This window comes from Bacillus sp. FSL K6-0268 (assembly GCF_038005425.1).
Classification (GTDB): Bacteria; Bacillota; Bacilli; order Bacillales; family Bacillaceae_G; genus Bacillus_A; species Bacillus_A thuringiensis_S.
In genome coordinates this window covers 357,960-381,719 of the sequence record NZ_JBBOTF010000001.1, presented here as the reverse complement: position 1 = coordinate 381,719, position 23,760 = coordinate 357,960, and the positions used below count along the sequence as shown (strand labels likewise).

Sequence of the window (23,760 nt, the reverse complement as noted above, 5' to 3'; positions counted from 1 at the left end):
TTATAGCACACTATTAGTATCAGGTGTTAAAAGTAGCTATAATAAATATTTTATACTATGAAAATCTCTTTTTTCTTACTCATTACTTACAAATTTCTTACGTCCAAAATAGCTTCTATAATTGGACAGACGGAGCATTTTATGTATCAAAAAAACTTCATATTTTTCCAATAAGTACATAAAAAACAGCGAGTTTTTTCACAAGAAGAAAAAAGCTGCAATCAGTCAGTTTCACCGACTTATCGCAGCTTCTCTTCTTTTTACCTTATTTTATCGATGAAGCCAAACTGCACCTGCAGACTTGTCTTCAGCTTGGCCTACTACTTCAAACTTCAGTCCTAGCTTCGGTAACTTACGTCCTGCATCAGGAATAACGCTGTTGATGTATTGCTTAGAATCATCAAATTTTGCCACTCCTGGTAATCCTTTATAATCAAAGATACCGCGTGTTGGTGAATTTACTTTCCATGTTGGTGTTTGATCAAATGAGAATGCCGCATCGGCAATTTGATAACGCGTACTGCTCTTCACAGTAGGTTGTCCGTTTAATGTCCCTACAATTGCCTCTGGATGAGAATCTACTACTCCTAAGAACCCTTCACCTGGATGAACGCCTACCCAGTTATCTGTAAAGCTTTGATCCGCATACCATACAACCATTCCTGTATTAAATACTGGGCCACGTGCATGTTGTAACGCAGTGTCAGAACCAGCGTAATTTCTCCACTCTACATAGTAATTATGTTTTTTCTGTTCAAATCCGTTAGACACAGTAAAGCCTTTTAACGTCATTGCTGGCTGACCTTCTGCATCATCAGAGAAAACAACTTTTCCATCTACAGTTAAGGCTGCATTATCTAACGCAAATCCTTTATAAGCTACTGCAATATCTGTTAAGTACTCAAATTGCAGTTTTACTTTTTCCCCTTTGAATTGGCTTAAATCGTATGATTTATCAACCCATTTACCATCAGTTGTATCCGCGCCGCCTTTTACATCTTTTTCGCCCATTCTATCAATGCGTGTCTTCGTTCCATCTTCTGCAATCGCATATACGTCAAGGAAATCATACTTCGCTTCAAGTTCGTAAAATGCCTTATAATCGAACTTAGCATCCTTTGCATTTGTTAAGTCAAATACTGGTGTCTCAAGTGTTGTATGAATGTCATTTCCTTTTGTACTGTAATAGAACTTCTTACCAAACGCCGATTCGATATTTTTTATATCTTTGTCCGGCAAGTTAACACGAACAATTCCAGGTCGTTTAGATTTTGTAGTACTTTGATCTACATATGTTGCAACACCGATTCCTTTGCTAAGTTTGTCATAATCTACTTCAAGAATATTCGCCCAGTTCCCCTTCATATTCTTTTGGAAAAACTCTTTATTTTGTGGCGAGAAACTCGTTGGCTCTGTTCCTGCAATTTTTCCAGCCCAGCTACCACCACTCATAATAGACCATGACTCAACAGGTTCACCTTGTCCTGAGTACTTTGTATCATATTCATCTGGTAAGCCTAAATCATGGCCATACTCATGTGCAAACACACCAACTGCTCCGTCTTCAGGCTCGATTGTATAATCATATGCAGCCATCTTTCCGCCCCAGTTCGAAACAGAAGATTTCGTGCCATCAATTGCATATGGTTTTGAACCTAGTTTTGAACGATGTGACCAAATCGCATCATCTTTCAATTTACCGCCGCCAGCTTCTTGACCAACGCCAGCATGTACAACCATTAAATGATCAATAATGCCATCTGGCTCATTTTTATTTCCATCACCATCTTGATCGTATTGATCAAATTGGTCATAGTCTGCTAAATTGATTCCTTTTGCTACCGCTGCTTTTAATGCTTCTTTCACAAAATCTTTTGGTCCTAAAGGCCCCTTGTTATCATGCCCAGTACCCGCATCAGCACCATAATCTGATGCTTTTCCTGGAACAGTAAGCCACTCTGTTACAGTCCCATCAACTGTATAGCTACCACCAGATTGTTCTTCATAATATTGCTTAAATGTGTTAATCTTCGATCCATCAAATAAAGTGAATGGTTCATCACCAAATAACATTTTTTGATAATGTTCACGATTAAAGTCCTTAGAATACATGTATCCTGGCTCTTGATCAATATTGTTATGCTTAAAATCGCTAAATTCTACAAGTAAAACAAGTACTTTATCTTTTCGAACAGCTCCATTGTATTCTTCTTGCTTCGCTGATGTAGTAGGTACTTTTCCATTTAATTTCCCTGGATTCAATGCTGCACCTTGTCCAGCTACTGGGCCTACTTCAGGCTGCTGTGCCTGTTCATTTTCCTTCATTTTTGTATCTTTTACTTTTTTCATAAAATCAGAAGCTTCTTGTGTAAGACTATCTCCTGTTAAGATTTCTTTCCCAGGGTTTTCCCCTTTCTTTTTCTCAACATATTTTTCGACAGCCTTTGACGTCTCAGCTTGTGATGCAGATTGATCAATTACCCCCCGTTGTTTTAGCGCTTCTGCCAAACGCTCCTCCGGTATTAAGTGCTCATCTATTGGTAGAGATGATGTTGGTGTCTCAGCATAAGCTGCGTGACCTCCAAAAGCAAACGTACTACTTAGTACTGCTGCTGTTGTTAATACCGCTAATGGTTTTAATTTCTTTTTCTTTTTCAATGTATTTCCTCCCCAGTGTCTGCAAATTATCGTTTTTTGCCGATAACAACATAATATTCGTTATAATACGAATATTCAATCTTTTTCAACAAATAAAATGTTGAGAAATATTTTTTATGCAGGGTGAAATACATAAGATATAAAAACAAACAGACTCTCCTATAAATAACAGTGAACTTTTATATGTTCTTAGTTACAATTAAAATCCAGTAAATCTGGGATTCATACTTTTTTAATAAAAATAAGAATTAAATATTTTCTATACTATTTAATCTATGGATTACCATATTACTCACTATTCTCATTATTACAAGCTAATAGTGGTTCGTACATCATTATAGCGTGATTCTCTGTTACATATTGATCTTCTATTAACTGTTTCTGTTGATTATATACTTTACGTTGAATCACATTATGTCGTATATAACCGCCCCAGTATGCAGGTTGAATTGAATGTTCTTTCTCATACACTTCATATTGATAAAGTTGCGGATAGACTGTTCTCCATTCACCAACTAAATATTCATCTGTCATATAAAGATGAAGTTGATACGGTTGGTCCGTTTCATTTTTAATTTGTAAATCCAAATAGTTATAGGAACAAGTTGCTCCACTCCCAAACGGTTGAGTTCGCCTAGAATCAGGAAAGACATCAAAGCTATGACGATATCGTTCTGTTACTGTCAGTGGTGTATGTAAAGTGGTTCTTTCCCGTATTAGTTGAAATTGATATAATGACATATAAAATAGGGAAAAGGTATGGGGGATATTCGATGGAAAATATTTTAAGTGTATTAGATTCTAACATTCAATATGTAAAACATGAATTTATCGACGATCAAATTGTTTTTCAAGCTAAAACAAAATATATAAAAGCTATATGCCCATATTGTATGATGGAATCAGACAAAGTACATTCAAAATACTATCGAGTTTTTCAAGATCTTCCTGTTTCAAATTTTGAAACCCTTATTCATCTAGAGCTGCCTAAATTTTTTTGTATAAACGCTAGCTGCTCTTATACGACTTTTAGCATGCCACTTCCTTATATCGAGCCGAAGGCACGCAAAACAAAGCGTTTACAAAAGGAAATTTTGGCTCTTTCTTTAGAAATGAGTTCGATTAACTCTGCTAAAAGGCTCCATCAACAGAAAATTAAAATTAGTAAAAGCACCATTTGCCGTTGGATTAAAAAAAAGAAATCATAATCGATAAAAGTAATATTACCAAGGTCTGTATTGATGATTTCGCTATTAAAAAAGGGCATCGATATGGAACGATTATGGTAAATATTGAAACGCATAAAATCGTCGATTTAATCCCTTCTAGGGATTTAGAAGATGTGACTGTCTGGTTGAAAACATTTCCCCATCTAGAAATCGTTTCTAGAGACGGTTCTGTCACTTTTCGAAATGCAATTACAGCGGCACACCCTACAGCTATTCAAGTTAATGACCGCTTTCATTTAGTAAAAAACGTAATGGATTATATAAAAAAATATTTTCAACGATTACTACCTACTTCTATACAAATTAATAGCCCATTAGTGGACGAAATAAATCCAGCTTACTCTTTGCTTACCAGAAAAGAAAAAATTGTGATCGCGCAAAAATTACAGAAAAAAAAGATACCTATTTCTAGGATTGCAAAAGAATTAGCAATGGACATTCGTACGCTTCAAAAGTATATTCATCTGCCTAAACATCAATTGTCTACTCTTTTCATGACTAAATTTGAAAGGGAAAGATTTGAAAACATACAACGAAAAAAGCAGATAATCAAACAGGTGAAAAAACTTCATTCCGAAGGAATGAGTATCAGAAAAATTGCTGTATACGTACATTTAGATCGACGAACGGTACGAAGGTATATAAAGGAAAATTTACGAACAATCAGTGTACAAACCCGTTCTGGTCGAACTACAAAAATCAATTCTTATTTGGAGCACATGATTACATATATGCAAAAAGGATACTCCTCAAAGAAAATTCATGATCATTTAGTTTTGCAAGGATACACAGGCAGTGTTTCTACAACTCGTTACCATATCCGATTGCTCAAGAAGCAACAGAACATCAAGAAACCATTTTTTCATTCTATTCCTAGACAAAAAATTATTAGATTGATCTTTAATCCAGCAGGGGATCCTGCATTGAAGAGTCAACAGATAGAAGAAATTTTTGAGCTTTATCCATCTGTTCAGGAATTGTTAACTTTGCTATACCAGTTTCAAACTATACTGGCAGAAAAACAGTATGAAAAATTGTCTGAATGGATACTTAAAGCAGAAAAACTTTCTATTCCAGAAGTAGACTCCTTCCTACATGGAATAAAACGAGATTTTGAGTCTGTACTCCATGCTTGTAAATATCCCTATAGTAATGGTTTAGCGGAAGGCAGTGTGAATAAAACAAAGCTCATCAAACGGATTATGTATGGCAGGAATAATTTTGATATTTTGCGAAAAAAGATTCTATTACGAGAGTTCAACTAATACGGGAAAGAACCTGTAAAGTCATCCAATATATTAAATTCGAAAGCTGACAAAGACCTCCTCCAATACCTGTTTGAAAAGATCCGTAATGTAATACCATACCTTCTACATACCCTTTTTTCCTCGTAGGCTTACCTATTAAACGCCAGTAAGAAAATGTTTCTCCTGGTCTAATGACGATACCATTTAGTTTTTTAACAGCAATTTTCAAATTAACAACCTTATTCTGTTGATACCACATATCTACATCTTTGAGCTTACGGAGTAATATCGTTCGGTGCTGAATTGCTGTACAAGGTAGCTTTTCTTGTTGGAACCTTTTTGCATATGTTTTTCCGTCTGATAACCACTGAATATACCTCTTTGTAGAGTAATACCACGTCCCTAGCATAATTCGATACTTAGAACGCTGTTTAGGACGTAAGTGCACTATATTCATTTTATTCCCTCTCTCTTTCTTCAAATAAATTCTAATATATCTCTAATTCAATAAACTACAGTTTTCTTAGCGGCATAATAATTTTTGTAAATAAAAAACGCAAAAAAATAATAAATTTACTCTAGTGGAGATTTTATTTTGAGGATTGCTTTCTAATTATATGAAACTGCGCTACAATACGATAAATTGAAATAAACACATTATAAATATAACGGATAACCTTAAATAAAAAATAATGAAAATTAAAGAAATTCTAAAGTATTAATATATTTTTCGTAAATATTAATTGATAATACATTAGACTTTACTATATGTATAAATTCTCTATTCTACAAAACGAAATTTTTTAATGTAAGAAAAGAATATAATTCCCCTTTAACATTTATACAAGTCTCCTCTGAAAAACTTTACAAAACAATCCGAGCCCTTATATTTAGAATGAACACAAAAAATTGCCACCAGTTAGCTTAACTGGTTGGCAATTTTTTAACGAGAATGCTTTACAAATAGTTGAATTGCTTCTTGTGGTACATAGCACTTTCCATTACTCTCTACAATAATACTTCCTAATTCATACCCTTTACCATTGATACGAATTATATTTTTGTTACCAAATAGTTGTGCTTCTACTTTATTATGTTTTACCACAAGTAACGGGTTTACTCCTTCGGTTTTGTCGGCTGTTACAGTTGCACCGATTTTCTTAAAGGCTTGCTCACTCTCTAAAAATATTTTATTCGTTACTTCCTCTAAGTTAAAGCCCATCGCTTTGGCCATCGTCTTCGCAATGTCTGTATTCTGGATTAAGCCTTCTGGTTTTTGAGGTCCATAAGAATATAAGAATACATCCTCACCTGTATGTCCTCCTGTCGTAAAGCCGATATTTGCACGATTAGCCAATAATGTAGTAAGGATTCGTCCTACATCCATTTTCTTTTTTTCCGCTTTTAATTTTTCTTTTTCATCATGAGTTAGATTATCCAAACCGTATAGTTTAGCTACATCTTCTACATTTGATAAATCAGATTTCAGTTTATTTATAGTTCCTTCAAGTGTCATTTTCGCCTTTTTCAATGGATCAATGTATGCAGAAACCGGTGTAGTATTGTATCCTTTTGTCGTATTCCTATTCCCTATAGAGATGCCGCTGTTACCATGATCAGTTAAAGCGATAAGCATCGTATCCCCATCTTTCTTCGCAAATTGTAACGCCTTTGCTACCGCTTCATCAAATGCCAATACATCGCTAATAATCCCAATCGGATCATTAGCATGAGCTGCCCAATCTGGCTTACTACCTTCTACGAATAAAAAAAAGCCATCTTTATCTTTTGATAATGTTTGAATTGCTTTTTCTGTCATTTGAGAAAGTGTCGGTTGTTCTGGATTTGTTGCTATACGATCCATATCAAACGCAAGAGCATGATGTGAGAAAGAGCCCCAAATTTTATTAGATTTGGAGTTCAATAACGCATCTTTCGTTTCAACAAAATCGTATCCTTTGTCTTGAATCACCTTTACTAAATTTTCACCATCTTTTCGGATTCCATTACTTTTTATAGGTAGAAGCGCCGCTTTTCCCCCGCCTAATACGACATCTATATTTTGATATACTTGCTGCTTCGCGATTACGTTAAATTGCTTGCGATTGACATGGTGAGCTGAGAATCCCGCCGGAGTAGCATGCTGAATTTCAGATGTAGCAACAATTCCCGTTGCACGACCAGTACGTTTTGCACCTTCTAATACGTTTGCGACCGGCCGTAACTTGTCCTCTTCTTTTATTGGCTTTAAGCTAGGTGAATTTACAATAGAAGGTAGTACACCTACATATCCTGAATTCGATTTATTTCCAGTTGCTAATGCTGTTGCTGCTGGCGCTGAGTCTGTAATAGCTGATTCCGCCGAAAACGTACGAACACCTCCTGTTACAATTTGATCTAACGTAAGCGGTGCCCCTTTATACCAGCGAGCCAATGTTGTCGCCGTTGAACTAGTCCCGTCCATAACCATCATAATTATATTTTTAGGCTGATGTTCTACTTTTTTCACCTTAGCTTTGGCCGCATGATAATTCATCATACTTTCCGTACTTAATACGCTTACTATTATAGCTGCCACTAATAGCAACTTTTTTATCTTCACACCATAATTCAACATGATTGTTCCTCCATAAACTTTGCATTCATTTAAATACACCTTATTTCCTTTTCCATTCCAAAACCTACATATGTTTTATTAGTTCCCAATTCTCATAAAGCTAACAATAGTTACCTTCTCTTTCTTTAATTAAATATCGGTATGTTTCATCTATCTTATAAAAAAGATTTAGCATTCTTTTCATTAATTACTTGTTTAACAATAAATCCTCGATTAAAAGAAATAAAAATTTATTGTTAAACAATAAATTTCATGTTAAATTAATAAGATATTAAATAAATGAGGTGCTTTTTATGAAACAAGGATCCACACTCTTTTTAAAGACCGTTGTGATTCTGATCGGAATCCCTGTTCTTGCTATGTGCATTTTTTTAGTCCCTAAAATAGGAAATTTCGCCGCAGAATTATATCCAGATATTGCATATATTAAATATCTTGTATTTATCAACTTATACGCAACAGCACTACCTTATTACTTCGCACTGTACCAAACATTTAAGCTTTTAAACTATATTGATAAAAACAACGCATTTTCAGAGTTATCTGTTAAAGCTTTAAAAAATATTAAGTACAGCGCATTGGCAATTAGTGTATTATATGTATTAGGTATGCCACTTTTCTATCTTGTGGCAGAGAGAGATGACGCCCCTGGCATTATTATTATCGGAATGATTATGATTTTTGCTTCAATGGTAATCGCGGTCTTTGCTGCCGTTCTCCAAAGACTATTAAAAGATGCTATAGATATAAAATCAGAAAATGATTTAACGGTCTGAGGTGAATAATATGGCAATTATCATTAATATTGATGTAATGTTAGCGAAAAGAAAAATGAGTGTAACAGAGCTTTCGGAGAAGGTTGGAATTACAATGGCTAACCTTTCTATTTTGAAAAACGGAAAAGCAAAAGCAGTTCGGTTTTCAACTTTAGAAGCAATATGTAAAGCATTAGAATGCCAACCGGGTGATATTTTAGAATATCAACCTGAAGAAACCGAATAAAAAGAGTCCTTCATACGAGAAGGACTCTTTTTATTACACATTACGGCGCAAAACTAATTTGACCAGTAAACAATAGGATAATTGCTATGATCCAAAATATAAAAAATGATGAGGACAGTATTAATGAAAGAATAGCAATTCCCTTCTTCTCTGTTCTTTTCGTCATTGTGATTATTGAAAGCATGATACCTACACCTGTCAGGGCAATTGTAATATAATCTCCAACTATATTACCTGCATTCGCTATCCTTGTTGGCGTTATAAACACGAATAGAAAACACAAAATACCGATGAGTAAAGATATATAGCTTATTATACTGTACTTCTTTTTAGGAACTATTTCTGTTTTCATACTAACCCCACCCCTTCTATATAGCTATGAGTTCATATTAACACGAATAACCATAATTTGGTTAAAACATAAAAAAGATAAAGTGGACGCTATCACTTTATCCTTCAGTTTATTTCTATCTAACAATTAACCTGGCTACTTCTTTAATAAAGATGGACGGACATTCTTTAACTCCTAGCAATTTTTATATACAGAAAATAAAATGAAATAGTTCTAAAAAATAAAGACTGTACCTTTAAAATGAAATATACAGTCTTAAATACTAACTTATTTTATAAAGAAAACTCTCTATTTATCACTACCTTAAAAAACTCCGAGTAATGTGATAAAGAATAATTCGCTACATCACAATTACCTTGAAACATACATGTTGAAATACCTAATTCTTTTGCAGGTAATAAATCTAATTCTCTATCTCCAATAGCTAAATCAATATTGTATTTTTTATGCAGATGATTATAAGCCAAAGAGTTCGGCTTTCGAGGAAAGCCATCGTCAATTGTAACCATATCTACGAAGTATTTTTCCCAGCCGTAATATTTTAAAATGGCCATAACCCCTTTCCTATGTTTATGGGTCATAATCACATTTTTATTTGCAAATTTCAAAACCTCTTCGACACCCGCAAAAGGTTCCATATCTTTTGGAGTAAATTTCCCCTTCAAAACTTTAATTTTTTCTTCCTGCTCGCATGAAATATTATAATATTGAATTGCATGAGAGTATGATATTTTTAAGTTTTTGTATATTTCTTGTTTTTCTACTGAATCACCTAATATTTCAGAAAGCATCATTGTATATGCAGGATACGTATCAAATAACGTCCCATCAAAATCCCATAAAATATTCATTCTATTCACCTTCTATTTTCAAATCATTCAATGACTAAATCCGCCCTATCCTTCGGCAATTCCATTTCTAAGTAATAATCCTCTGCTTTCCAATACCTATTTTCAAACTTTGAAAGGTTTTTCTGCGTTTTTTCACTCTCACGTAGAAACCTTGTCTCTCTTGGACAGTCCAAATAGACCATATAATGAAAGAAATCTCTCCATTCTTTTCGCTGTAGAAAGACTCCTTCAATAACAATTACGCCTACAATAGGAATCTGTACTTTTTTCATTTCACATGAGTCTGTTTCCTCTTGATAAAAAGGCAAAGTCAGTTTTGTCTCATGTTGTAACTTCTGAAAAAACTTCTGCCTCAAGTATGGAATATCCCACTGTAAACAATAATACTCATACCATTCTTCATATCCTGTATGATAGCGTTTATTACGCTCCACTATGTGATCATCAATATGAAAAATATGAAACGGAATGCCTTCTTGTTTCATATTTTCTTTTAAATTTGCTACGAATGTTGTTTTTCCAGATCGACTTAAACCATCTATACCTAAAATGAATCTATTTTCCCTATGCTTCTTCATAATCTTTATAAGTTCGTTTGTGCTCATTACTTCTTCCACTCTTCTTTTAATAAAGAATATAAAATAGTATCATGAGCAACTCCATTTTGAATCATATGTTTTCGAAGTAATCCTTCTTCTTGAAACCCTGCTTTACTTAATAATTTTTGAGAAGCTTTATTTTCTACATATACAACAGCAGCAATTCTTATAAGTTGCAATGTTTCAAACCCGTAAGCTAAAATCGCCTGTAACGCTTCCGTTGCGTACCCTTGTCCCCAATATGTATCATCTAATTCATAACCAATTTCAGCTCGTCTATGATGATTGTTAATTAAATGAAATCCACACGTCCCAATTAATTGGCCCGTCCCTTTTTTCTCGATTCCCCAGCGAAATACACTTCCTTCTTCATAACGATTTTTAAACGTTTGAATCGTTGTTTTCGCTTGCTCAATATTTTGGAAAGAATCCATTCCGAAATAACGTATAACAGATTCTTTCGAAAAATAACGGAACATCGTTTCCGCATCTAATAGTGTAAGTTCTCTTAAGAATAAACGTTCTGTTTCTAGTTTCGGAAATCCCATCTCTCTTTCTCCCTCTATTCTAATGAACTACAAATTTCAATATAATTTCCATCTGGATCAGCAATGTAAGAAATTGTTTGTCCCCACGGTTTTACAATAGGTTCAACTAAAATCTTAATACCTTGTTCTCTAAATTGCTCAATCGTTTCTTGTACATTCTCAACAACGAATCCTAATTCGAAATGAGAAGACTGTAATTCACCTTCTGTAAGCGGTAGTCCTGTTAATTCTTTCACATCTTGCCGCGTATTCATCGCTAAAATGGTAGTTCCAGTATTAAATTCAATATATGTACCGTGCTCTGCTTTTATAGGTAACTGTAAAATATCTTTATAGAATTTTAAACATTCCTCAAACTTTTCTACATATAAAATGATGTACTTCATTTTCAAATCCATTTTACATCCCCCTTTATATCTACCCCTAAAATTTCGACAAAAGTCTCATAAAAACCTTGTTCTTTGTAGTAATGAGCAAAAAAAATGAGGCCGATTTCTCGGCCCCCCAGCTTATTGGCATAAAACAGGAGATTTGGTTTGGACATAACCAGTTCGTACTTTTATTATATTTTATTTTTTCTGAATTTTAAATACATTAAACACCTATTTATATTGAGAAAGTTTTTTGCTTGCATAAAATTAAAGAGTTTAAGAAATGATACAAATGGAGGTGTATACATATGGAACCAATGCTATGTCCAAGTTGTAAAACGAACCGTACTCGCTTTAATATTCTTGAGCAACAAGTAAAACCAGTCAAATTAAATCCACAAACTGGTCAAGTAGAAGAAGAATATACAAATGACACGATGAATGCTTTTCATATGGCCTATCAAGGACCTACTTATCGCGTCCAATGCGCTGTATGTGGGCTTGTTGAAAACCCAGAACAATTTATTAAACCTGCTCAAAATCAGTCTTTCTAATAAAAACATTATTATCCCTTATAGAAATAGATTTTTCTATAAGGGATTTTTCCGTTTAATAACTTAATTAAAAATGTGTTTCTTCCTTATTATATGTTAAACTTCGCACTCTTTTAGAAATGTTTACATAAGAGAGGTAAAACAAACAATAAAAAGATAACGCTTCCATCAATATTTCTACTATTAACTTGTCATATAGTCATCTTTTACTTTTGGATCTTCGATTGGGAGAAAATAACGACTCCTTACGATCTAACAATATGGATTGTTTCTACTATTTGTAGTCTTTTACTTTACTACCATTTTTAAAATCAAAAATCTAATAAATTAATATTAATTGCTAGTTCGTTATTGTTGATTATTTCTTCTTCATTTATGATTTTTTTAGGTGTTGTTACTGATATTATCTTTGTAACTGTTAGTTCTATGAATTAAAAAGTTGGTCTTTTATTATATAAAAAAGAATGAACAAAAAAAATATATATAGAAATTAGAGAAGTTGATTCCCATCAATATATATCTTCTCTAAGAATATCACTCTTTGTTAAAATATTTCCTTTTTTAACTTTTTAATCTTCCTAAATAAATTAATAAACGCATATAAATATATACAAACTAAAAACCCTACCATACCTTTATATAATCCTGATTCTGATACTCCAAGAAAACATAAGTAAAGCACTGGAATTAACATTACAAACATAATTGCAACGAACTGTATCAATTCAACAAGTTTTTGTATCTTCGTTTCTTTGTCTGAATAAATATCAGGTAACTCATTTTCCTCTTCTACTTCTTTACAAAAGTAATTCCACTTCGCAAAACTCGTTACATGTTTCCAACCACACATTTCATATATTTCGATATATTCTTTTTGTTTTTCTGTCGAATCTTTATACTCTAATCTAAAGTCTGCTTTATATACTACATCTTTCGGCTCAGTTTTCTTAAACCTATACATTACGTTATACTTTTGTAACGCCCAGCCTTGTTGATGCATTTTACGTAAATACGCTTCTTCTTTTTCTAAGCTCCATACTGCGAAAGGTTTGAATATCTTCTTTGTCTCCATCTTCCATTCACTCCCCTAATATACTGTTTCCATTCTTTACAGACCGCTGTAATCTGTTGTACTCCAGTTCCAGCACTTCTCTCCCAAACGGCGTTAACTCATAGCACTTCTTTCTATCTGTAGAGGCAACTTCAACAATTAACTTCTCTTTTAGTAACTTCGTCGTATTCCCGTATAAAGTACCAGGACCAAGCTTTACTTCCCCATTTGTCATCTCTTCTACCATTTGCATAATTCCATATCCGTGCATTGGTTTCACTAGTGATAACAGTATGTAATATGTCGCCTCAGTTAACGGAATATATTTTTGCGCCTTCGCATTCATTATAACTACCTCCGATGCATCGCCTTATGATATATCGACTTGCGATACATCATATATCGATATTGTATAATCATATTCCAAAATATGCAAGAGTAATTTAATAATTAAATATCCATTTCTTTGAATTAAAAAACCATACAAATTTTCTGAATAATTTGTTAAAATATAGAAATATTAGCTCTTTTATAATGAAAGGAATGGTACATATGATACATAAATTGAAAGAAAACATCGGATCTGTGTTTGTTGGGAAAGAAAATGTTATTGATCTACTGCTCGTTTCACTTCTTGCTGATGGACATGCACTACTCGAAGACGTGCCTGGTACTGGGAAAACGTTACTGGCGAAAACCATTTCCAAAAGTATTGGTGGTAGTTTTTCTCGCGTTCAATTCACCCCTGATGTACTTCCAAGTGATGTAACAGGTATTGAATACTTCAACCCAAAAACAAGCGAATTCGAATTAAGAATTGGACCGGTTATGACAAACATTTTGCTAGCAGATGAAATTAACCGTGCAATGCCGAGAACGCAGTCGAGTTTGTTAGAAGCGATGGAAGAACGACAAGTGACGCTCGAAAAAAAATCTACGCCTCTGCCGAAACCGTTCTTTGTTATTGCGACGCAAAACCCAATCGAATCACAAGGGACTTTCCCTCTTCCAGATGCACAGCTTGATCGCTTTTTAATGACGATTTCAATTGGTTATCCAACTCCTAAAGATGAGTTACAAATGATGCGACGTTTTCGGAACGATTTACCATTAGAAAGTGTCACATCTGTCATCTCATTAGAAGATATTTTAGAATCTCAAAAACGAGTAAAAGAAATATTTGTTTCGGAACCTTTAGAACATTACATTATTAAACTTGCTCATGCTACAAGAAATCATGATTATATCGCTAACGGTGTAAGCCCACGTGCCACATTAGCTTTAGTACGTGCTGTTCAAGCTTTAGCCTTTTTACGCGGGAGAGAATATTGCACACCAGAAGATATACAATTGTTAGTTCCTTCTGTTTGGAATCACCGTATCGTCTTATCAATGGAAGGTGCATTACGTACGACAAAAAATGATATTATGAAAAGTATTTTAAAAGAAGTTGACGTACCTGTGGAGATTGAGCAAGCATGAATGGACAGCGCGTTGTAACTGTACCTTTATTTTTTCAACTTCATATTATTCAACTAACAGTTCCAATCGCGTTACTTTTCACATTCTTTTTCCCGCAACGAATGCTTATGTTTCTCTTTTTCTTCTATTATATATTTGCGATTTTTATTTATAAATATGTCGCTTTCATAGAGAAGAAGTTTCAAATCATAAATGAGAAACAAACTACACGGCTTTTTCCTGAGGAATCTGGACAGTTTTTTATTCATTTAAAAAATGGAGCCAGCATACCGCTCGTTAATGGTGTTTGTTACTTTCATTTAAATTCGTCCCTTATACCGCATAAAGAGCAAGGCATTGAACAAATATCAAAAACATTATTCTCTTTCCCATTTTCACAACCCGCACATTCGGCACAAAAATGGGGTTTAACATTAACCGCAACGAAGCGTGGTGTGTTTCAAATTGAACAGTTTGAATGTGTATTAAAAGATCCATTTCATCTATTAACTGTACATTTACCTGTTTTTGATAAATTAAGGACTGAAATTATTGTGTATCCTTCTCCTAAAGAAGTAGCAGGTTTGCAAGAACTTCAGCAACTTTTGAATGGATTTTATCGAACGAATTTTTCTTTTTACAATGATGAAACATCTATTATCGGTGTAAAGCGATATGAGCGTGAGTCTTTCCGCTCTATTCATTGGAAGGCATCTGCTAAAATGCAACAATTACAAGCGAAGCAATATGAACCTGTAAAAAATTATAGTTGGACGATTTGTCTTTCTTTAGCTGCCGATCGTGGATTTGGTTGGAAAGATAATGTAGAAGAACTTATTTCATATGCAACATACATTTTCCAGTACACAACGAAGCACCACATTCCGTTTGAATTGTTTATTAGTGTATTAGCAGAAGGCGGTGCATTACATGTACCGTTACATGAAGGACAAACACAATATGCAAAAGCTTTAGAAGAATTAGCCCGTATTTCAGATGATAGTACGTTACTTCCGAAACAAGGATTCCTTCATTATGTAAAGAGAAAGAGAGAACGATCGTCTACAATGATATACATTGGTTTACAAAGAAATGAACTCCCTCTTCTCTCGCAGCCAACGTTTCTCATTACTAGTGAAGGGATGGTGGAATCGGTTGAAAACTTGGCTATATCACATTCATGATTTCATTCTGCTCCTCCTGCTTTCATTATTAACAGAAAGAGATGAACTAATTAGTATTGCAATATTTTTAACAACAGGCTATATTGGAGTATTTCTTATTCATAAATTTATGCAGAAAAAAACAACAGGATTTGTAATACTTTTAGTTCTTCAAATCGTTCTTTTCTCTTTATTTTTACCTTTTTCTCTTTTTGGCACAATCATATTACCACTATTTTTCTTTATCGTACATGTGGTCGGACCTGGATATCCAGTTCAAAAATCTTTAGGTGGTATTGTATGGTTTGTCGTTTCAGTTATATTTTATGCACCCTTTCCACCGTTGTGGAAACTATTAATGTTAGCCTTGCATCTTATGATTACATTTTGGTTAACCGGGGCAAATCGCAAACAACAACTATTACGTTTTGCTTCTATCATTACGATTGGCTTAATGAGTATATTAATTGTTCAAATATTTCCTTTCATTCGACTTATTTTTGGTTTTATAACGGAAGTAGTCGCATTAGGCGTCGGCTATGCTTTAATGCCATTAATTAAAGCAGCGGAATTAAAAGATACTGAAGATGTTTGGGCAAATAAAGGACATCTCTTAAAACCAAAAATTGAAGACGGAAAAAAAATTCCTGATTTTGATCCAATACTCATAAATAGCGCTACAATAATAGTCTGTACAGCTATCGCTATTTACGTCGTTTGGAAAATAGTAAAAAAACGAAAACATTTAAGTTTACCAAATATGCACGTCTTCGAATCTACTATCATTACTGATAAAGAAGGAATGAGCCAAAATCGTTTTAAACGAAATAAACCGCCGCATAACGAAATTCGGAAGGAAATTTTCAAGCTAGAGAGTAAGTTAACCCCTCCTTTAAATAGAAAACGGGGAGAAACTGTTGAGGCTTGGCTAGAAAGAATACATGATGAAGAAGATGTAAATATTCAAAGTGATATTATTATAGATGCTTATAATACGGTGCGTTATTCAAATGGTGAAAACACTGTACTTCTGCATGAATTTAAGGAAGAGATTCATAAGCTTTATGCATATCAAAAACATTTGAAGAAAAGAAAGAAATAAGACAACAAAAGACTCCTATTTTTTCATTCATGTGCTCAGTTTAGGGAGAGAAAAATGCTAATAACCATTAGAAATAACACAATAATTTGTATGTATTTCGCATTATAAATAGCAAACTAAAACGCTCAGAAAATATTCTGAGCGTTTTCATTTCCTTCTTCAACTAAAGTACCAGTTAGTGCAAAAAGCTATTTCACCATTTGTATTGTTAACTTATCTTTTAACATTGAGCTATATGAGTCAATTTCATATTTTGTATTATTGATTTTTTCTTTTTTCATTTTTAACATATCGAATATTTCTAATTCTAAATTCCTTCTAGCTTCAAGAACTTTTATCGCTCCTTCTACACCTGAATGATTATGTTCTTTCCCATAGCCTTGGTTAGTGTAATAGTCGACGATTCCTGTGGACCATTCTGGAGTTCTTTCTTTTAGTGCCTTCCTAAATGAAAATTCAAGATTATCTTGTTCTACATACAATAACATTGGATTTAAATTCTCTATGATTTTTGCAACTTTCATTACATAATTTATTATTTTTTCTTTTTGTTCACCATATTTAATCATCCCAATAGTTAATGAGTTTTGTATGAAACAACATTCAAAGATATAAACCTTATTGTCTTCTAGAGCACTTTCAGTAAAGTCATTCCATTTGTCAGCAATTAATTCAACATTTTTATCGAATGGCAATTCATATATATCGTTTTTTGAAATATCGTTAAATAATTCGTCCGAAAACTGATCACCAAACTCATTTTTTATCTTTCTGTATGGTAATAAATAATTGCTTCCTTTTTTTAGAACTCTTTTAAGAAGCACTTCTTTAAAATCTCCACTGTTAGATAATAATCTATCAAATTCAAATTTATTAAAACAAGATACACCATCATAGTCGGCTGGATGGTTCAAATTTCCCTCTAAAAATAGTTCAACTTCAATTTTATTTTGGCTTAGAATTTCATTTATTAGCTTTGCAGTGGTTGATTTTCCAAATCCAGGTAAACCTTCTACTATTATTAGTTTTGTGTTCATAATTATAAATCCCTTTCTTCAAAGTATTTAACCAAGATAAAAAAATCACTTACTTCACTGCAATCACACCTTCAAAATATGATATTCACCATTTCCTTTGAAAAATCCTGCTTAAAGTAACCTGACCGTTAGTTTAAGAACATTTTTTCACAATCTCTATAATTATTTTAACGTAATTTTCCATTTACCTTTTAAAAAATATAGTCCACCATTATTTGAGTGAACTATCTAAATTAAATTATATCTTTTAAATCAAACTGTTTTCCAGTAATACCCAATCGTTATACTGGTGTTTTTACTGTTTTCTTTTTCCCTTCGTTTGTGGTAAATGGTATACAAAAGTTATAATGGGTTCGAATTATCGTTAGAGCCATTTGTGCGTATTTTGGATTAAAATTAGAATGGATATAACTTTTACCATCTCCACGAGCTATCATTAAAGGTCTTTCTAGACAACCAATTTAGCAATGGTTTTAGTATATAAAATAGCAAGAGTACATAAAAGTGCTTAAACATTTTAATAACAATATAAAAAGGGATGCTAAATCATATGTGATTTACATCCCTTTTTTGTTTGTTATTTTATATTTTCTCTCCCGTAACTGAACCCGTTATTTATTCATAGGAGTCTTTTTATACTTCTACGTTGCTTTTTAAATTGAAGCATTCTTCCCTGCTTCAATTTCTAATGACTCTTCATGCCACCAAAGTGTTTCTTCAGGGTCTTCTTTAGCGATTAGGTGTGCTTCTTTTTTCGTTTCTACTGTAGGATATGAACCTTTTAGCGCACGCCCTGAAGTCGTAACAAATAGTACACTAAATACAACTAATCCAATAATACTTACACCTGCTAAATAAAATGCCGGTGCGAGCGGGTTACCAGTTGCATGAACTAAGTATGAACATACGAGCGGTGTTGTTCCACCGAATATCGATACAGAAATATTAAATGAGATCGAAAGTGCTCGATAACGTACATCGGTGAAAAAGAGTGATGGTAATAATGAAGGTAATGTTCCTTCATATACACTTAAGAAGAAACCTAGTACGAAAATACCTGCAAATATAGCTGCAATATGTCCGTTACCTATTAGTAAAAATGCTGGAATTGCAAATACAGTTAAACCAAGTAAACCAATTTGCACAACGCGTTTATTACCAATTTTATCACTTAACTTACCAAAATATAGTGCTAGTGGAATCATAAGTGCCATCGTAATAGAAATAATTAATAAGCCTGTTGTTTCTTCGACTTTAAGTACTTGAGTTAGATAAGAAGGAATATACGAAAGAATCATATAATTTGTAATATTAAAGAAGGCGACAATTACTGTGCTTAATAAGAAGTCTTTTTTGTGATATTTAATAATATCCATAAATGAAAATTGTTCATTGTCTTCAGATTCCTCTTGTGCTTTTTCCATCTCTTCAAAGATTGGAGATTCATCTAGATGACGGCGTAAGTATAAACCGACCAAACCAATTGGTGCAGCTACTAAGAACGGAATACGCCATCCCCAGCTGAGCATTTGCTCATCTGTTAACAATAACGTCAAAATGGTAACAATTACCGATGCAGCAATGTAACCTGAGAGTGTTCCAATTTCAAGACCACTACCGAGTATACCACGCTTTTTATCTGGAGAAGATTCTGCGATATAAACCATTGCACCTGAATATTCGCCGCCTGTAGAGAAGCCTTGAATCATTCGGGCAACTAAAAGTAGTATTGGTGCCCATACACCAATTTGTTCATAGGTTGGTAGTAATGCGATGAATAATGTAGAAAGTGCCATTAAAATAATAGTAGTACTTAACACGATTTTTCGGCCGTACTTATCTCCTATTCTACCAAAGAATACACCTCCGATTGGTCGAACGAGAAAGGCTGCTGCAAATGTACCGAATGTAAGTACAAGCTGCAATCCACTATTATCAACACCTGAGAAGAATAATTGACTTAAAATAACCGCTAAATACGCGTATAATCCGAAGTCAAACCACTCCATTGCGTTTCCTATACCAGTAGCAATTACTGCTTTCCTGGCTTGTTTAGGATTGACAATATTAACGTCTTGAGGTTCAAAATTTAAATCATTATTTTGTTGCATATAATAAAACAGCTCCTTATTTAATTTAACTTCTTTAAGCACACCTTCTCTTATTGAATAAAATTAATTCGAAGCACTTAAGGAAAATTAACGTCTCCTTATCTGTTATTATTGTTTCACATAATTAATTATTTGTCCAATGAGATGCTCTCTATGTTAAGTAATTTACTATTTTAAAAAGCTAAAGAAGCCGCTAAAATAGCGGCTTCTTTAGCTTTTTATATTTTTTTATATTTTTTTAAATACTTGCTGTAGCAGCTATGTTATGAACACAGGAAATAAACTCATAAGTGAATGCGTCAATTTCCTCTTTCGTAATAATATACGGCGGAAGTAATCGAATAATATTCCCTTGTGTTACATCGACCAACATCCCTTTATTCATTAACTCAATCTGTAATTTCTTCACATTTTCATTCGTGTCATTCACACTTATCCCAAACATCATCCCCGCATGACGCACTTCCTGAATATAATAAGAATTTTCTTTCTGAATGTCTTGCAGTTTGTCATTTAAATATAGTGACGTTTCATAAGCTTCTTGCATTAACCCATCATCAAGTAATGTATTTAATACAGTTAAACCTAATGCTGTTCCCATTGATGAGTGAGCAAACGTTGTCCCGTGATCTCCTGGTGAAAATACATCACATAACTTTTCACCTACAATAATTCCCCCTAGCGGTATCCCGCCTCCTGCTCCTTTACCGATTTGAATAATGTCCGGTGTAATATTAAAATTTTGATAAGCAAATAGTTTTCCCGTTCGACCCATTCCACTTTGAACTTCATCAACGACAAGAAGTACATTATATTTTTTACATAAATTTTGAACACCATGTAAATATTCACTTGATAAAGGATAAATCCCCCCGCTACCTAAAACAGGCTCTAGCATAATCGCAATTGGATTTTCTTTAATAATGGTTTCTTCTAATTGGTCTATATTCTCGCGCTCTACTTCATATACAGGAATAGATGTTTTAGGAAAATTTTGATATACCTTTTCTTGTCTCGTAAAATGTAGTGCCCCTAACGTCCTCCCGTGAAAACTATCTTTTAACACAACTACTCCATCACGCTCTTCATTCGCAATAGATCTATATTTATCAATTAATTTTAATGTCGTTTCTGTCGCTTCCGTACCAGAGTTTGTAAAAAAGACTTTTCCGCTTTTTAAAGTACAACCTACTAATTTCTTTGCATACTCAATTGCAACTGGGTTTAAAAAATGAAACGGTAAATGCAACGATTTCGCAACTTGCTCCATTGTCGTTTGTACAATTTTAGGATGATTATATCCTAATACATTTACTCCTACGCCAGAAAATAAATCTAAATACTCTTTACCATCTACATCATACAGTTTACACCCTTCTCCCCTTTCCATTGCAACCTCTGTACGACAATATGTAGACATCATATATTCTTTATCTAATTGAAACCAATCCGACATGCTAAATTCCTCCTAGTTATTTTCCCTTTTTTAACGTTCATTCTCTATATAATCGTTTATAAATTAAGTTTTAAGATTGAAATTTTAATAGTGGTTTTCTTCCACATTTTTAGTAAAACGTGTGCTTTCTCTTCCCGATATTCATTTTTCCATAATTTCTTCTATTTCAACAGGTCCACTACATATGTGTTTTTTTCATCTAGCGGTATGTTACTGCTTTGAACTGTGCGTGTCATACATAATTAAGGCTATAGAATCATATTTAGTAACAATGGACAAAAAAGATTTGGAGGCTATATCGATGGATGAAAACTATGATAAACAGGGGCAATCTATACTAGGGAAAGACTTTAATGAAAATGACGAACGTAATGAACAAGCTAAACTTCACTCTCAAACAGTTGGTTCACGTGGACCCGTACTAGAGCAAGATAGTGTACTGCATGAGTCATTACAAGAATTTATTCATGAAAAAATTTTAGAAAGACCTGTTCATGTAAAAGGATTTGGTGCGTTCGGTTATTTTCAAACGATATATTCGATGTCTGAACATACTAAATTAAGTTTTTTACAAAATTCTAATGAGAAAGTTCCTGTAATGGTGCGATTTTCGTTAGCTGTTAGTACGAAAGGAACACCGGATACTTCTAGAAATGTACGCGGTTTTTCCACAAAATTTTATACGAAAGAAGGCATTTTTGATCTTTTATGCAATCACATCCCTGTTTTTTCTGTTCGTGATCCGATGCGTTTCCCTGAAACGATTCAAGCATTATTGCCTTCACCTAAAAATAACTTAATAGACCCTAATAGATTTTGGAGTTTTGTCGCTAAAGCACCTGAATCTATTCATTTTGTTGTCCGTTTATACTCTAATAATGGTACGGCCAAAAGTCTTCGCCACATTCCAGGACATAGTGTTAATACATATGTATGGAGAAATGCGGAAGGTAATCGAAAGTATGTAAAGTATCATTGGTACCCATTTGAAGGTGTACAGTACATTACTAGTAAAGAAGCAATTAAACTAGCTGCTGAAAATCCTGATTATAGCGGGAAAGATTTATATGATGCTATTGAAAATGGTAAACCATTGGAGTATGGTTTATACGTCCAGCTCATGGATCCGAAAGATGAAGCTTACCTATCTTATGATCCTTTAGATGACACAAAAGTATGGGATGAACAGACGTATCCTCTCATACCAGTCGGGAAAATGGTATTAGATAAAAATCCTGAAAATTTTATGGAACAAGTAGAAAAAGTCGCATTTTCCCCTTCTAATTTACTGGATGGTGCAGAACTATCAGATGATAAAATGCTGCAAGGGCGCGCTAATATTTACAGTGATTCACAACGAAGAAGAATTGGTCCCGAATTTCGCAAATTAACGATTAACCAGCAGCAAGATTGGACACCGACTAAGCAAATAACGAGCGGTGACGGAAGATACGTTGAAGGTAAACTTGAAAGAACTTCTATAACAAAACAAAATGACTTTACGCAGGCTGGTGAATTTTATACGAAGTTACAGCCGATAGAAAAAGAACATCTCGCTGAAAACTTAGCTAGTGATTTGAAAGTTATATCCGATGATATTCGAAAGGTAGTTTTGGGGTATTTTCATAAAGTGTCAGCTGATTTGGTGAATAAAATTGAGAGTGCAATACAAAAGCTTTGAGAATAAAAAAAACGTCATTTTTAATCTATAAAATGACGTTTTTTTTATGGCGAAATTACTAGGAATTTCTACCGCCTCATTTACAAGTATTAACGAAATTTTTCTCCTTCAAAATTTCCGTTATTTCATTTGGGATTATGATACTCATATCTCTTTTTCAAATAATCTTTTTCACATTGCAACGGTTTGTATTCCACTATTTCCCCTTGCTTCTTTTGCGTTTCAGTAACAACCCATTCCCCTTTTTCAAGTTCAAGGTGTTTTATCACATTTGTATCGTCTATTTCTTTATAGAGTAAAAATGCTTCAAGCGGCTTTACAAACAATCTTGGCTCTCCTCTATATCCACCACTTTCAAAAACTTTAGTTAACGAATTATAATACGTATCATCAATCCGACCACCATACATTAAATGTGCAGCTTCTAAATCTCTTTTATTAACTTCCCAAAAGCCACCTTCATCAAAATCCAAATGAAATACGGATTTAATGTCCTTCATAATATTTTCCACATACTTTTCATCCCGAATTTTACTTTCTTCGAGACAATCTGAAGTTAACTTTGGTGCATCTGTTTGAGAATGTACAACGTGTTGTATCGATACACACAAAATAAATATGCTTAAGATGTACAATATTTTTTTCATAATTACATATCACCTCAAATGAT

22 protein-coding genes and 4 pseudogenes are annotated in these 23,760 nt (G+C 33.6%); 10 read left to right on the top strand and 16 right to left on the bottom strand.

Annotated elements, in window-relative coordinates:
- Window positions 1-270 precede the first annotated feature (270 nt).
- Together MHI28_RS01910 and MHI28_RS01905 are read right to left on the bottom strand one after the other, a co-directional pair.
- A complete protein-coding gene (locus MHI28_RS01910) occupies window positions 271-2,658 on the bottom strand; it encodes an immune inhibitor A domain-containing protein (protein ID WP_000727452.1) in 2,388 nt (795 codons plus the stop codon).
- Window positions 2,659-2,946: 288 nt separating this feature from the next.
- Window positions 2,947-3,360, bottom strand: a pseudogene (locus MHI28_RS01905) (VanW family protein); the annotation flags it as partial.
- Between the two features lie 71 nt (window positions 3,361-3,431).
- On the opposite strand from MHI28_RS01905, the gene MHI28_RS01900 reads away from it, so the two are divergent.
- Together MHI28_RS01900 and MHI28_RS01895 are read left to right on the top strand one after the other, a co-directional pair.
- Window positions 3,432-3,866: a transposase family protein gene (locus MHI28_RS01900; protein WP_075717486.1), complete on the top strand. Its 435-nt coding sequence runs from the start codon at window positions 3,432-3,434 to the stop codon at window positions 3,864-3,866.
- Entirely contained in the window at window positions 3,860-5,152 is a 1,293-nt protein-coding gene (locus MHI28_RS01895; protein WP_157812401.1) for an ISL3 family transposase, read from the top strand. The genes MHI28_RS01900 and MHI28_RS01895 overlap by 7 nt, the downstream gene beginning before the upstream one ends.
- 16 nt (window positions 5,153-5,168) lie before the next feature.
- Here MHI28_RS01895 and MHI28_RS01890 read toward each other — a convergent pair.
- Both MHI28_RS01890 and MHI28_RS01885 read right to left on the bottom strand, forming a co-directional pair.
- Window positions 5,169-5,591, bottom strand: a pseudogene (locus MHI28_RS01890) (VanW family protein); the annotation flags it as partial.
- 486 nt (window positions 5,592-6,077) lie between these two features.
- On the bottom strand, window positions 6,078-7,751 hold the full coding sequence (locus MHI28_RS01885) for an alkaline phosphatase (protein WP_000935910.1): 1,674 nt from the start codon (window positions 7,749-7,751) through the stop codon (window positions 6,078-6,080).
- A 293-nt stretch (window positions 7,752-8,044) separates the two neighbouring features.
- Here MHI28_RS01885 and MHI28_RS01880 point away from each other — a divergent pair, with 293 nt between their 5' ends.
- On the top strand, window positions 8,045-8,527 hold the full coding sequence (locus MHI28_RS01880; RefSeq protein WP_000809121.1) for a DUF2975 domain-containing protein: 483 nt from the start codon (window positions 8,045-8,047) through the stop codon (window positions 8,525-8,527).
- Between the two features lie 10 nt (window positions 8,528-8,537).
- A complete protein-coding gene (locus tag MHI28_RS01875; protein ID WP_000974622.1) occupies window positions 8,538-8,753 on the top strand; it encodes a helix-turn-helix domain-containing protein in 216 nt (71 codons plus the stop codon).
- 40 nt (window positions 8,754-8,793) lie between these two features.
- Here the strand turns inward: MHI28_RS01875 and MHI28_RS01870 are convergent, their stop codons facing one another.
- The 5 genes from MHI28_RS01870 to MHI28_RS01850 form a co-directional block, all read right to left on the bottom strand.
- Window positions 8,794-9,105, bottom strand: a complete 312-nt coding sequence (locus MHI28_RS01870; RefSeq protein WP_000845550.1) for a hypothetical protein — start codon at window positions 9,103-9,105, stop codon at window positions 8,794-8,796.
- Window positions 9,106-9,377: 272 nt separating this feature from the next.
- Window positions 9,378-9,956, bottom strand: a complete 579-nt coding sequence (locus tag MHI28_RS01865; RefSeq protein WP_001024239.1) for an HAD-IA family hydrolase — start codon at window positions 9,954-9,956, stop codon at window positions 9,378-9,380.
- Window positions 9,957-9,979: 23 nt separating this feature from the next.
- Window positions 9,980-10,561: a kinase gene (locus MHI28_RS01860; RefSeq protein WP_000106089.1), complete on the bottom strand. Its 582-nt coding sequence runs from the start codon at window positions 10,559-10,561 to the stop codon at window positions 9,980-9,982.
- Entirely contained in the window at window positions 10,561-11,103 is a 543-nt protein-coding gene (locus MHI28_RS01855; RefSeq protein WP_000506642.1) for a GNAT family N-acetyltransferase, read from the bottom strand. The genes MHI28_RS01860 and MHI28_RS01855 overlap by 1 nt, the downstream gene beginning before the upstream one ends.
- A gap of 14 nt (window positions 11,104-11,117) precedes the next feature.
- Window positions 11,118-11,501 (bottom strand): VOC family protein, encoded by a 384-nt coding sequence (locus MHI28_RS01850; RefSeq protein WP_000364500.1) that lies wholly within the window; start codon window positions 11,499-11,501, stop codon window positions 11,118-11,120.
- A 281-nt stretch (window positions 11,502-11,782) separates the two neighbouring features.
- Here MHI28_RS01850 and MHI28_RS01845 point away from each other — a divergent pair, with 281 nt between their 5' ends.
- Window positions 11,783-12,028 carry a hypothetical protein gene (locus MHI28_RS01845; RefSeq protein ID WP_000433605.1) on the top strand — a complete coding sequence of 82 codons (246 nt, stop codon included), beginning with the start codon at window positions 11,783-11,785 and terminating at the stop codon, window positions 12,026-12,028.
- Between the two features lie 156 nt (window positions 12,029-12,184).
- Window positions 12,185-12,463, top strand: a pseudogene (locus MHI28_RS01840) (hypothetical protein).
- Window positions 12,464-12,572: 109 nt separating this feature from the next.
- Here MHI28_RS01840 and MHI28_RS01835 read toward each other — a convergent pair.
- Together MHI28_RS01835 and MHI28_RS01830 are read right to left on the bottom strand one after the other, a co-directional pair.
- Window positions 12,573-13,100 carry a DUF2812 domain-containing protein gene (locus MHI28_RS01835; protein WP_000448309.1) on the bottom strand — a complete coding sequence of 176 codons (528 nt, stop codon included), beginning with the start codon at window positions 13,098-13,100 and terminating at the stop codon, window positions 12,573-12,575.
- Between the two features lie 7 nt (window positions 13,101-13,107).
- A complete protein-coding gene (locus tag MHI28_RS01830) occupies window positions 13,108-13,425 on the bottom strand; it encodes a PadR family transcriptional regulator (RefSeq protein ID WP_000991890.1) in 318 nt (105 codons plus the stop codon).
- 206 nt (window positions 13,426-13,631) lie between these two features.
- On the opposite strand from MHI28_RS01830, the gene MHI28_RS01825 reads away from it, so the two are divergent.
- Genes MHI28_RS01825 through MHI28_RS01815 form a run of 3 tightly spaced genes read left to right on the top strand, consistent with a single transcriptional unit; the run spans window position 13,632 to window position 16,805 of the window.
- Entirely contained in the window at window positions 13,632-14,561 is a 930-nt protein-coding gene (locus MHI28_RS01825) for an AAA family ATPase (protein WP_000581418.1), read from the top strand.
- Complete coding sequence (locus MHI28_RS01820; protein ID WP_001014388.1) at window positions 14,558-15,724, top strand: DUF58 domain-containing protein; 1,167 nt, start codon at window positions 14,558-14,560, stop codon at window positions 15,722-15,724. Before MHI28_RS01825 ends, MHI28_RS01820 begins: the two co-directional genes overlap by 4 nt.
- Window positions 15,696-16,805: a DUF4018 domain-containing protein gene (locus MHI28_RS01815; RefSeq protein WP_000860492.1), complete on the top strand. Its 1,110-nt coding sequence runs from the start codon at window positions 15,696-15,698 to the stop codon at window positions 16,803-16,805. Before MHI28_RS01820 ends, MHI28_RS01815 begins: the two co-directional genes overlap by 29 nt.
- A gap of 188 nt (window positions 16,806-16,993) precedes the next feature.
- Here MHI28_RS01815 and MHI28_RS01810 read toward each other — a convergent pair whose 3' ends face one another.
- The 4 genes and pseudogenes from MHI28_RS01810 to MHI28_RS01800 form a co-directional block, all read right to left on the bottom strand.
- Complete coding sequence (locus MHI28_RS01810) at window positions 16,994-17,842, bottom strand: hypothetical protein (RefSeq protein ID WP_001093192.1); 849 nt, start codon at window positions 17,840-17,842, stop codon at window positions 16,994-16,996.
- 281 nt (window positions 17,843-18,123) lie between these two features.
- A pseudogene (locus MHI28_RS36105) lies at window positions 18,124-18,303 on the bottom strand (hypothetical protein); the annotation flags it as partial.
- 192 nt (window positions 18,304-18,495) lie between these two features.
- Window positions 18,496-19,953, bottom strand: coding sequence for an MFS transporter (locus tag MHI28_RS01805; RefSeq protein ID WP_001186930.1), 1,458 nt, complete (start codon window positions 19,951-19,953; stop codon window positions 18,496-18,498).
- Between the two features lie 238 nt (window positions 19,954-20,191).
- Complete coding sequence (locus tag MHI28_RS01800) at window positions 20,192-21,409, bottom strand: aspartate aminotransferase family protein (RefSeq protein ID WP_001286468.1); 1,218 nt, start codon at window positions 21,407-21,409, stop codon at window positions 20,192-20,194.
- 301 nt (window positions 21,410-21,710) lie between these two features.
- On the opposite strand from MHI28_RS01800, the gene MHI28_RS01795 reads away from it, so the two are divergent.
- Window positions 21,711-23,090 (top strand): catalase, encoded by a 1,380-nt coding sequence (locus tag MHI28_RS01795; protein ID WP_000344195.1) that lies wholly within the window; start codon window positions 21,711-21,713, stop codon window positions 23,088-23,090.
- A 125-nt stretch (window positions 23,091-23,215) separates the two neighbouring features.
- Here MHI28_RS01795 and MHI28_RS01790 read toward each other — a convergent pair whose 3' ends face one another.
- Entirely contained in the window at window positions 23,216-23,737 is a 522-nt protein-coding gene (locus tag MHI28_RS01790; RefSeq protein ID WP_000723218.1) for a hypothetical protein, read from the bottom strand.
- Between the last annotated feature and the right edge of the window lie 23 nt (window positions 23,738-23,760).

Coding starts and splice junctions, on each gene's coding strand:
- MHI28_RS01900 (WP_075717486.1), top strand. CDS start 3,432: ATGGAAAATATTTTAAGTGTATTAGATTCTAACATTCAATATGTAAAA.
- MHI28_RS01885 (WP_000935910.1), bottom strand. CDS start 7,751: ATGTTGAATTATGGTGTGAAGATAAAAAAGTTGCTATTAGTGGCAGCT.
- MHI28_RS01880 (WP_000809121.1), top strand. CDS start 8,045: ATGAAACAAGGATCCACACTCTTTTTAAAGACCGTTGTGATTCTGATC.
- MHI28_RS01875 (WP_000974622.1), top strand. CDS start 8,538: ATGGCAATTATCATTAATATTGATGTAATGTTAGCGAAAAGAAAAATG.
- MHI28_RS01870 (WP_000845550.1), bottom strand. CDS start 9,105: ATGAAAACAGAAATAGTTCCTAAAAAGAAGTACAGTATAATAAGCTAT.
- MHI28_RS01865 (WP_001024239.1), bottom strand. CDS start 9,956: ATGAATATTTTATGGGATTTTGATGGGACGTTATTTGATACGTATCCT.
- MHI28_RS01860 (WP_000106089.1), bottom strand. CDS start 10,561: ATGAGCACAAACGAACTTATAAAGATTATGAAGAAGCATAGGGAAAAT.
- MHI28_RS01855 (WP_000506642.1), bottom strand. CDS start 11,103: ATGGGATTTCCGAAACTAGAAACAGAACGTTTATTCTTAAGAGAACTT.
- MHI28_RS01850 (WP_000364500.1), bottom strand. CDS start 11,501: ATGGATTTGAAAATGAAGTACATCATTTTATATGTAGAAAAGTTTGAG.
- MHI28_RS01845 (WP_000433605.1), top strand. CDS start 11,783: ATGGAACCAATGCTATGTCCAAGTTGTAAAACGAACCGTACTCGCTTT.
- MHI28_RS01835 (WP_000448309.1), bottom strand. CDS start 13,100: ATGGAGACAAAGAAGATATTCAAACCTTTCGCAGTATGGAGCTTAGAA.
- MHI28_RS01830 (WP_000991890.1), bottom strand. CDS start 13,425: ATGAATGCGAAGGCGCAAAAATATATTCCGTTAACTGAGGCGACATAT.
- MHI28_RS01825 (WP_000581418.1), top strand. CDS start 13,632: ATGATACATAAATTGAAAGAAAACATCGGATCTGTGTTTGTTGGGAAA.
- MHI28_RS01820 (WP_001014388.1), top strand. CDS start 14,558: ATGAATGGACAGCGCGTTGTAACTGTACCTTTATTTTTTCAACTTCAT.
- MHI28_RS01810 (WP_001093192.1), bottom strand. CDS start 17,842: ATGAACACAAAACTAATAATAGTAGAAGGTTTACCTGGATTTGGAAAA.
- MHI28_RS01805 (WP_001186930.1), bottom strand. CDS start 19,953: ATGCAACAAAATAATGATTTAAATTTTGAACCTCAAGACGTTAATATT.
- MHI28_RS01800 (WP_001286468.1), bottom strand. CDS start 21,409: ATGTCGGATTGGTTTCAATTAGATAAAGAATATATGATGTCTACATAT.
- MHI28_RS01795 (WP_000344195.1), top strand. CDS start 21,711: ATGGATGAAAACTATGATAAACAGGGGCAATCTATACTAGGGAAAGAC.
- MHI28_RS01790 (WP_000723218.1), bottom strand. CDS start 23,737: ATGAAAAAAATATTGTACATCTTAAGCATATTTATTTTGTGTGTATCG.